The 7,457-nt window shown below is 70.0% G+C and carries 5 protein-coding genes; 3 read left to right on the top strand and 2 right to left on the bottom strand.

Translation table 11 applies throughout. The features are described from left to right. Positions 1 to 7 precede the first annotated feature (7 nt). Positions 8 to 2,227 (top strand): MFS transporter, encoded by a 2,220-nt coding sequence (locus ABD108_RS13365; protein ID WP_425579788.1) that lies wholly within the window; start codon positions 8 to 10, stop codon positions 2,225 to 2,227. Between the two features lie 3 nt (positions 2,228 to 2,230). On the opposite strand, the gene yaaA is transcribed toward ABD108_RS13365, so the two are convergent. Next, positions 2,231 to 2,977, bottom strand: coding sequence for a peroxide stress protein YaaA (gene yaaA / locus ABD108_RS13370; RefSeq protein WP_305110874.1), 747 nt, complete (start codon positions 2,975 to 2,977; stop codon positions 2,231 to 2,233). A 25-nt stretch (positions 2,978 to 3,002) separates the two neighbouring features. Between yaaA and ABD108_RS13375 the strand changes: the two genes are divergently transcribed. Further along, positions 3,003 to 4,760: a proline--tRNA ligase gene (locus ABD108_RS13375; RefSeq protein ID WP_343930535.1), complete on the top strand. Its 1,758-nt coding sequence runs from the start codon at positions 3,003 to 3,005 to the stop codon at positions 4,758 to 4,760. Positions 4,761 to 5,262: 502 nt separating this feature from the next. Here the strand turns inward: ABD108_RS13375 and ABD108_RS13380 are convergent. Further along, positions 5,263 to 5,994 (bottom strand): CE1 family esterase, encoded by a 732-nt coding sequence (locus tag ABD108_RS13380; RefSeq protein WP_305110873.1) that lies wholly within the window; start codon positions 5,992 to 5,994, stop codon positions 5,263 to 5,265. A 312-nt stretch (positions 5,995 to 6,306) separates the two neighbouring features. On the opposite strand from ABD108_RS13380, the gene ABD108_RS13385 reads away from it, so the two are divergent. Beyond that, a complete protein-coding gene (locus tag ABD108_RS13385) occupies positions 6,307 to 7,419 on the top strand; it encodes a GAF domain-containing protein (protein ID WP_343930536.1) in 1,113 nt (370 codons plus the stop codon). Positions 7,420 to 7,457 lie beyond the last annotated feature (38 nt).

Below are 7,457 nucleotides of genomic sequence, written 5' to 3' on the forward strand. Positions count from 1 at the left end.
GACCTCGATGATGGCCCCCGGTGCCCAGGCGCAGACGTACCGCGTCAAGGGCAGCGCCATCGGCCTCGCCATCTTCGTCCTCTCGGGCATGTACTTCCTCGCCGTCCTCGACGGCACGGTCGTCTTCGTCGCGATGCCCGTCATCCAGGAGGCGCTGAACCTCACCGACGCGATGAAGGTGTGGGTGTTCGGCGCCTACGCCCTCACTTTCGGTGGCTTCATGCTGCTCGGCGGGCGTCTCGGCGACACCTTCGGCCGCAAGAAGATGTTCATCCTCGGCGTGCTCGGCTTCACCGTGGCGTCGGGACTGGCCGGATTCGCCACCAGCGAGGCCTTCCTGCTCGCCGCGCGCGCCAGCCAGGGCTTCTTCGCGGCCATCGCGAGCCCGACGGCGCTGGCGCTGATCGCGACCACCTTCGCTCCCGGTAAGGCGCGCAACCAGGCCTTCGGCATCTTCGGCGGCATGGCCGGCCTCGGATCGGTGGCCGGTCTCGTGGCCGGTGGCCTCCTGGCCACCTGGGACTGGCGACTGGTCTTCTGGATCAACGTGCCGGTGGGCCTCGCCTGCGCGATCGGCGGCTACTTCGCGCTCGACGAGGCCACCTCGGAACGCCGGCACGCCCTGGACGTCAAAGGCGCGATCCTGGCCGTGGCGGGCTGCGTCGCGGGCGTCTACGCCCTCACCGCCGGTCCCGAACTGCACTGGCAGAGCCCACTGGTCTACGCGGCCCTCGGGTTCAGCGCGGTGTGCCTGATCGCCTTCCTCATCGTCGAACGCACCGCCAAGAACCCGATCCTGCCCTTCTCGCTGTTCAACAACCGCAACCGCGTCGCAGCGATGATCGGCATCCTGGTGTGCGGCGCCCTGATCCCCACGCTGGGCTTCTACGTCTCGCTCACCTTCCAGCTGGTGCTCGGCTATTCACCGCTGCAGTCCGGTCTCGCGCTCCTGCCCTTCGCGCTCGGCATGGGCATCTCGATCACCGCCAGCACGAAACTCGTGCAGTACATCCAGGCCCGCTGGCTGGTGGCCTTCGGCGGCCTCGTCGTCTTCTTCCCGTGCCTGTACGTGCCCACCCTCATGAGCAAGGCGCCGGAAACCGTCGCCTACTTCCCGCAGATCGCGATCCCGGTGTTCCTCATCGGCATCGGTGTCGGTTTCGCCATCGTCCCGCTGCCCCTGTGCGCGCTGGCCGGTGTCCGGCCCACCGAGATCGGCCCCATGTCGGCGCTGGTCGAGGTCGGACAGAACATCGGCGGCATCGTGGGCCTCGCCTCGGTGCAGGTGGCCGTCACGTCCCGGATCATGGCCGAGGGCGGCCCCACCACCGGACATCTCAAGCACAGCGACCTCACCTCGGACCAGATCAGTGCGCTGGCCTCGGGCTACGGGCTGGCGTTCATCTCGTGCGCCGTGATCCTGATCATCGCGGGCCTGGTGGTGGTGCCCTTCATGCGGTTCACCCCCGCGGAGATCGCCGAGGGCCAGATGGCCGAGGCGTCCAGCAAATCCGGCGGTGTGGTCCACTCCACCTCGTTCCCGGCGCAGGCCTTCGACGAGACCGAGGACACCGACGACGATTGGGAGCCGCTGGAGGGCGATGTCACCTCGGGCTCGTTCGCCGCGATCCGGCGGGAGGACTTCGACCGGGCGTACAACGAGCGGCCCGGCGACCCCGAGCCCGTGTACTTCACCGATCGCTTCCGCGCGATCAAGCGTCCGCACACCCCGGAGCCACCCACGCAGGCCGTCCAGGTGGCGCCGCCCCGTCCGGCAGCCCCGCCGCGCCGCCCGGCGCAGCAGCCGCGCCCGAGCGGACCGGTCGCACGCCCGAGCGGACCGGTGTCCGGCCCGCCGCAGCCGGGGAACGATCTCGCCGGGCTGGCGCGCCCGTCCGGGCCGATCCAGCGGGACAGTGCCGATCTGCCCCGCCCGCCCGCTCCGCAGCGTCCGCCCGCTCCGCAGCGTCCGCCCGCTCCGCCGCAGCGCCCCGTTGGACCGCGACCGAGCCAGCCGATGAACCGGCCCGTTGCGCCGCCGCAGCGCCCCAGCGGGCCCGTGCAGCGTCCCAGCCGCCCGATGCCGCGTCCGCCGCAGCCGCCACCCGCCCCGCCGCAGGACGGCGGGAAGCACTCGCTGCCCGACGACGGGATGCACCGCCCCGCACCGTCGCCCCAGGCGGACAGAATCCGCCGTGCTCGCCGGCACCGCCGCGACGACGAGTAGCTACTAGCCGGCGGTGACGATCGTGACCTCGGTGGGCGCCGAGAGCTCGGCACGCAGCCCCGCCTTCTCGGCCACCTTCACCACGCCCTTGGCATCGCCGGGCTCACTGCGACTGGTCACGAGCGCCCGCGCGAGCAGGCCCTTGTGGTGCTTGTTGAAGTGCGAGACCACGGACCGCGAGCCGTCGGCCCGCTCCGTGACCACCGTGGCCGTCACGGCCCCCGGCACCTTGCCGAGCGCCGCGTACCCGCCCGAGCGCAGATCGATCACCAGCCCGCGGTCGGCCGCCGCGAGCGCGTCGGCGAGGTCGGGCTTCCACTGCGCGGCGAGCGTGCCGAGTCCCGGCAGCTTCGAGCCGGACGAGAGCCGGTACGCCGGGATGGGATCGACCGCGCCGACCACGCCGAACAGGGCGGACCCCACGGCCAGCCGGGCGTCGGCCTTCGCGCGCTGCGCCTTCGTCAGCCCGCGCACGTCCAGCGCGTCGTAGAGCACGCCGGTGTACTGCTCGATCGCCGGGCGGGTGGCCGCGGTGCGCAGCGTGCGGTTGCGCTCGAGCTCATCGGTCTGACCGGGGGACAGGCCCAGCGCGGCGCGGGCGGCATCGTCGTCCTGCGAGACCGCGGCGAGGGCGTCGACGAGGCGCTCGCGGGTCGGCGTGAGCGAGGGGAAGGCCAGCACGCCCAGGTCGAGCGGCGAGCCCGTGCCGCCGCCGGCCTTGGTTTCCGATGGGGGAAGCAGGATCAACACACCGGACACACTAAGCTGTGCCCTCGTGATCACCCGATTCTCCCAGCTCTTCCTGCGCACCCTCCGCGACGACCCGGCCGACGCCGAGGTCCCCAGCCACAAGCTGCTCGTGCGCGCCGGATACGTGCGCCGCATCGCGCCCGGTGTCTACTCGTGGCTGCCGCTGGGCCTGAAGGTGCTGCGCAACGTCGAGCAGGTGGTGCGCGAGGAGATGAACGCGATCGGCGGCCAGGAGATCCTGCTGCCCGCGCTGCTGCCCCGCGAGCCCTACGAGACCACCAACCGGTGGACCGAGTACGGCGACGGACTGTTCCGCCTCAAGGACCGCAAGGGCGCCGACATGATGCTCGGCCCCACCCACGAGGAGATCTTCGCCCTCACCGTGAAGGGCGAGTACAACTCGTACAAGGACCTGCCGGTCATCCTGTACCAGATCCAGACCAAGTACCGCGACGAGGAGCGGCCCCGCGCGGGCATCCTGCGCGGCCGCGAGTTCGTGATGAAGGACAGCTACAGCTTCGACACCACCGACGAGGGGCTGTCCGAGGCGTACGCCAAGCACCGCGCCGCGTACCAGAAGATCTTCGCCCGGCTCGACGTCGAGCACGTGATCGTCTCCGCCACGTCCGGCGCCATGGGCGGCAGCGCCTCCGAGGAGTTCCTGGCGGTCAGCCCCGTCGGCGAGGACACCTACGTGCACTCGACCGAGTCGGACTACGCCGCCAACGTCGAGGCCGTCGTCACGCCCGCGCCGGCGGCGATCCCGCTCGACGGGCTCCCCGCCGCGCAGGTCTACGACACCCCCGACGCGCCGACCATCGACACGCTCGTCGCCTGGGCCAACGCCGGTGCCGACGGTGCCTCCGTGCTCGGTCGTGAGGTGACCGCCGGCGACACGCTGAAGAACGTCATGGTCAAGACCCGCGCTCCCGGTGGCGATTGGGAGCTGCTCGGCATCGGTGTGCCCGGCGACCGCGAGGTGGACTTCAAGCGCCTCGAGGCCTCGCTGGAGCCCACCGAAGTGGCGCTGCTGGAAGAGGGCGACTTCGTGAAGTACCCGTTCCTGGTGAAGGGCTACATCGGCCCGAAGGCGCTGCTGGAGAACGAGGTCCGCTACCTCGTTGATCCGCGGGTGGTGTCCGGTACCGCCTGGATCACCGGTGCCGATGCGAAGGGGCGGCACGTGGTGAACCTCACCGCGGGACGCGATTTCACGCCGGACGGCACCATCGAGGCCGCCGAGGTCCGCGACGGCGACGCCTCGCCCGACGGCAAGGGCACGCTGGTCTCGGCGCGCGGCATCGAGATCGGCCACATCTTCCAGCTGGGCCGCAAGTACACCGACGCCTTCGAGGTCGACGTCCTCGGCGAGAACGGCAAGCCCGTGCGCCTCACCCAGGGCTCCTACGGCGTCGGCGTCTCGCGGCTCGTCGCCGTGATCGCCGAGCAGCAGCACGACGACAAGGGCCTGCGCTGGCCCAAGGGTGTCGCCCCGTTCGACGTGCACGTGGTGATCGCGAACAAGGACGAGGGCGCCTGGGCGGGTGCCGAGGAACTGGCCGGTGCTCTCGACGCGCAGGGGCTGGAGGTGCTGCTCGACGACCGCAAGGCCTCGCCCGGTATCAAGTTCAAGGACTCCGAGCTGCTCGGCGTCCCGACGGTCGTCGTGGTCGGCCGGGGCTGGGCCGACGGTGTCGTCGAGCTCCGGGATCGTCTGACCGGCGAGGCCCGCGAGATCCCCGTCGCCGACGCCGCCGCGGAGATCGCCGCCGCTGCGCGCTGATCGTGCGGCGCAGCCGGCGGCAGGGAGCGCAGGGTTACCCGCTCTGCAACCTGCCGCCGCTGCCCCGTGCCGCTGCGTCGCCCCCACCGCGCGGAGCACAGGTATTCGGTGCGGATCCATCGTCCGTGATCACGCCTGAAGCCACTCCGGCTGCGAAGGGCATGACCACTGCCGCGAGGACGCCGCTGCTGGAGGAACCGGTCGAGGCTCGCGTCGGTAGCGCCGAACAGTGCGATCGATGCATCTGCGAGGGGCTGGTGACCTGTGTGTGGTGGTCGGTCGAGAGACGCTGAGCTGGGTGGCGCATTCGTTGATCCTGTTCCCGTTCGGTTGTGCGGTCACTCGTGTGAGGTCTTATCCGAATCCGATAAGACCTGAGCGACCACACCCGAAGAACTCAGAGTGCGGGAACGTCCTCCCCGAGGGGAGCGCCGACCCCACCGTAGCAAATGCTTGCGCATGCGAAGTGACCGTCCACCGGCGGGCGCCGCGAATCGCGCCGTCACTGCCGAGGCGAAGCATCCCCGCGGAAGTAGGCGACGACGTCCGCGGCGATGTCGACGCCCGACGCCGTCGGACCGAACAGTCGGGGGCCGCGACGGCCCGGCACCGTGTAGTGGTGACCGTTCCCCTGGACGACGTGGAGGATGGCGTCGAAGTCGTGCGCGGCGAGCCATGCCGTGCTGTCGACTCCGGACAGTACTGACCCACGGTTGCCGACCTTGCCGTCGAAGAGGCCGGCTCTTCCGCCGTTGAGTGGGTTGACGGGGTCCCGGTCCCCGAGCACCAACAGAGCTCGAACCCGACGGGCGAGGGTCGCGGGAACCTCCAGGTCGGTCTGCCAGTTGTCGGCGGTGGGGACACTGGCACCCACTGGGGCGATCGCCTCGATACGGTCGCTGGCTTCGAGCGCGACCCGCAGCGCGGCCGCGGCACCGCTGCTGAAGCCCGTGATCCATACGGGCGCGCCGGTCCCGGCGACCGAGTCGGCGAGCTCGGTGAGGAATCGGGTGTCGTCGATGTGCTTCTTCTTCGCTGCGAATCGACCCGCCAGCCGCGTCTCGTTCCAGTTTCTGCGCCAGCCATCCGGATAGACGACGATGAAGCCCTGTCGATCGGCGAGTTCATCGAATCGTCGCCCGGTTGCTCGCCGAAAGGTCGTACCCGTCTCGCCGGACCCGTGTAAGACCAGAAGCACAGGGGCGCCCGCCGCATACGATGCGGGCCGATACACGAGCCAGCGTCGACGGCGCCCTGCGACCTTCGCACTGCTGCGCGTGACACGGCCGGTGAGAGTGCCTGCGGGCCGGGGGGCGCGGGAGCCGAGCAGAACCCAGGTTGCACCCGCGACTGCAGCGAGTGCGGCAACAGTACCGGCCTTGTTCACCCCGCTCTTGATCGTTCCTCCCAGGGTTTGTGGAGCCCATCGACCGCGCTGGTGGCGTGGCCACAAGCGTTCGCCGATCCATCAAGCCGTCGCTGGCGACATGGTTAGTATGACGCACAGACAAGGACCAGTCCGCGGTGCACAGGAGGTCCCATCGCCATGCCTGGACCGGATGTGGGCCGACGGCGCCAGAGGCCGACCCCGTGGTACCTGATCGAATTGCTGCACGCCGCTCCGACGGTGATCGCAGAAGGGCCCGTGCCGCGCGCGTGGATATCGGGCGAACGTGCGTTCGCCGGTGCGGCGGGAACCCGCCAAGCGTGGGCGCAGGTCCTGGCGGTCATCGAAGAGATCCGCGAAGCCGCCCTCACCGGCGAGCCGCGGGCCAGCGGCCCGACGGTGCGCGAACTGGCCGGCAACCCCGGTAGCCGGCTGGTGGCGATCCCGGTCATCGGCCCGCGGCACCGCCTCCTGGGCGTCTGGGTCACAGTTCGACCGGCTTCTCACGTGGCCTCCGGCGAAGGTCCGCCGGCGACCATCGGATTCGAATGGGACAACACCGAGCGGAAGCTCTGGGCGCGCGGAGACACCGTTCTGGCCGGTGAGGACGTCCCCCGGCGGCCGATCACCTCCGCTGAGATCTTCGAATACGTTCAGGTCGAGAATGATCTGTCGCTGATCAAAGAGGTCCTCATCTCGCCGACCACCGGTCGGTGGGCTGGTGCGTGTCGATTCACCGAGACCGACCGTGCCGGCCGCATCGTCCTCGTCGCGGATGGTGCACGCCGCGATCTGTGGCGGGGAATCGTCTTCGAAACCGCTCGAGACGATGTATCCATGCAGGTCGCGGGAAATGCAGCGCTGCGCACACTGCGGGCGATCGCCCCGAACCGTCACCTTCTCCTCGTCGACGTTCGCAAGGTTCGTGTCCTTCAGTGGATTACGCACCCACTGACCGGGGTGCAATGGAAAGGGCAGGTCGATGACCGCGACACTCCGCATCCCGATGATGTGCAGCGGATCTTCGCCGTCGCAGCACGGGTGCTGGGCGGTGAAGCGCGCCAAGGTCGCGTCGACAACGTGCGACTGCGAGCCAGTGGAGGTCGGGGGTGGGTCGTCGTCGACGGTGTCGCTTCACTTCCCGAAGGGGAGGGAGAGCCGGAACTCGGACTCATCGAAATCACCGTCGTCGGTCACTCCGACGAGCCGGACCCCGTGCCGCCCACGGACAAGGGGCACCCCGGAATAGGGGACGGCACGGCACTGGAATAGCCGGACGATGTGCTCGCGGGGTGTCCCCGTGCCGAACC

Source organism: Tsukamurella strandjordii, assembly GCF_039525985.1.
In the GTDB taxonomy this organism is placed as follows: domain Bacteria; phylum Actinomycetota; class Actinomycetes; order Mycobacteriales; family Mycobacteriaceae; genus Tsukamurella; species Tsukamurella strandjordii.

What these genes read in the sequence shown, in the direction of transcription:
- ABD108_RS13365 (WP_425579788.1), top strand. Translation starts at nt 8, where the DNA reads ATGATGGCCCCCGGTGCCCAGGCGCAGACGTACCGCGTCAAGGGCAGC.
- ABD108_RS13385 (WP_343930536.1), top strand. Translation starts at nt 6,307, where the DNA reads ATGCCTGGACCGGATGTGGGCCGACGGCGCCAGAGGCCGACCCCGTGG.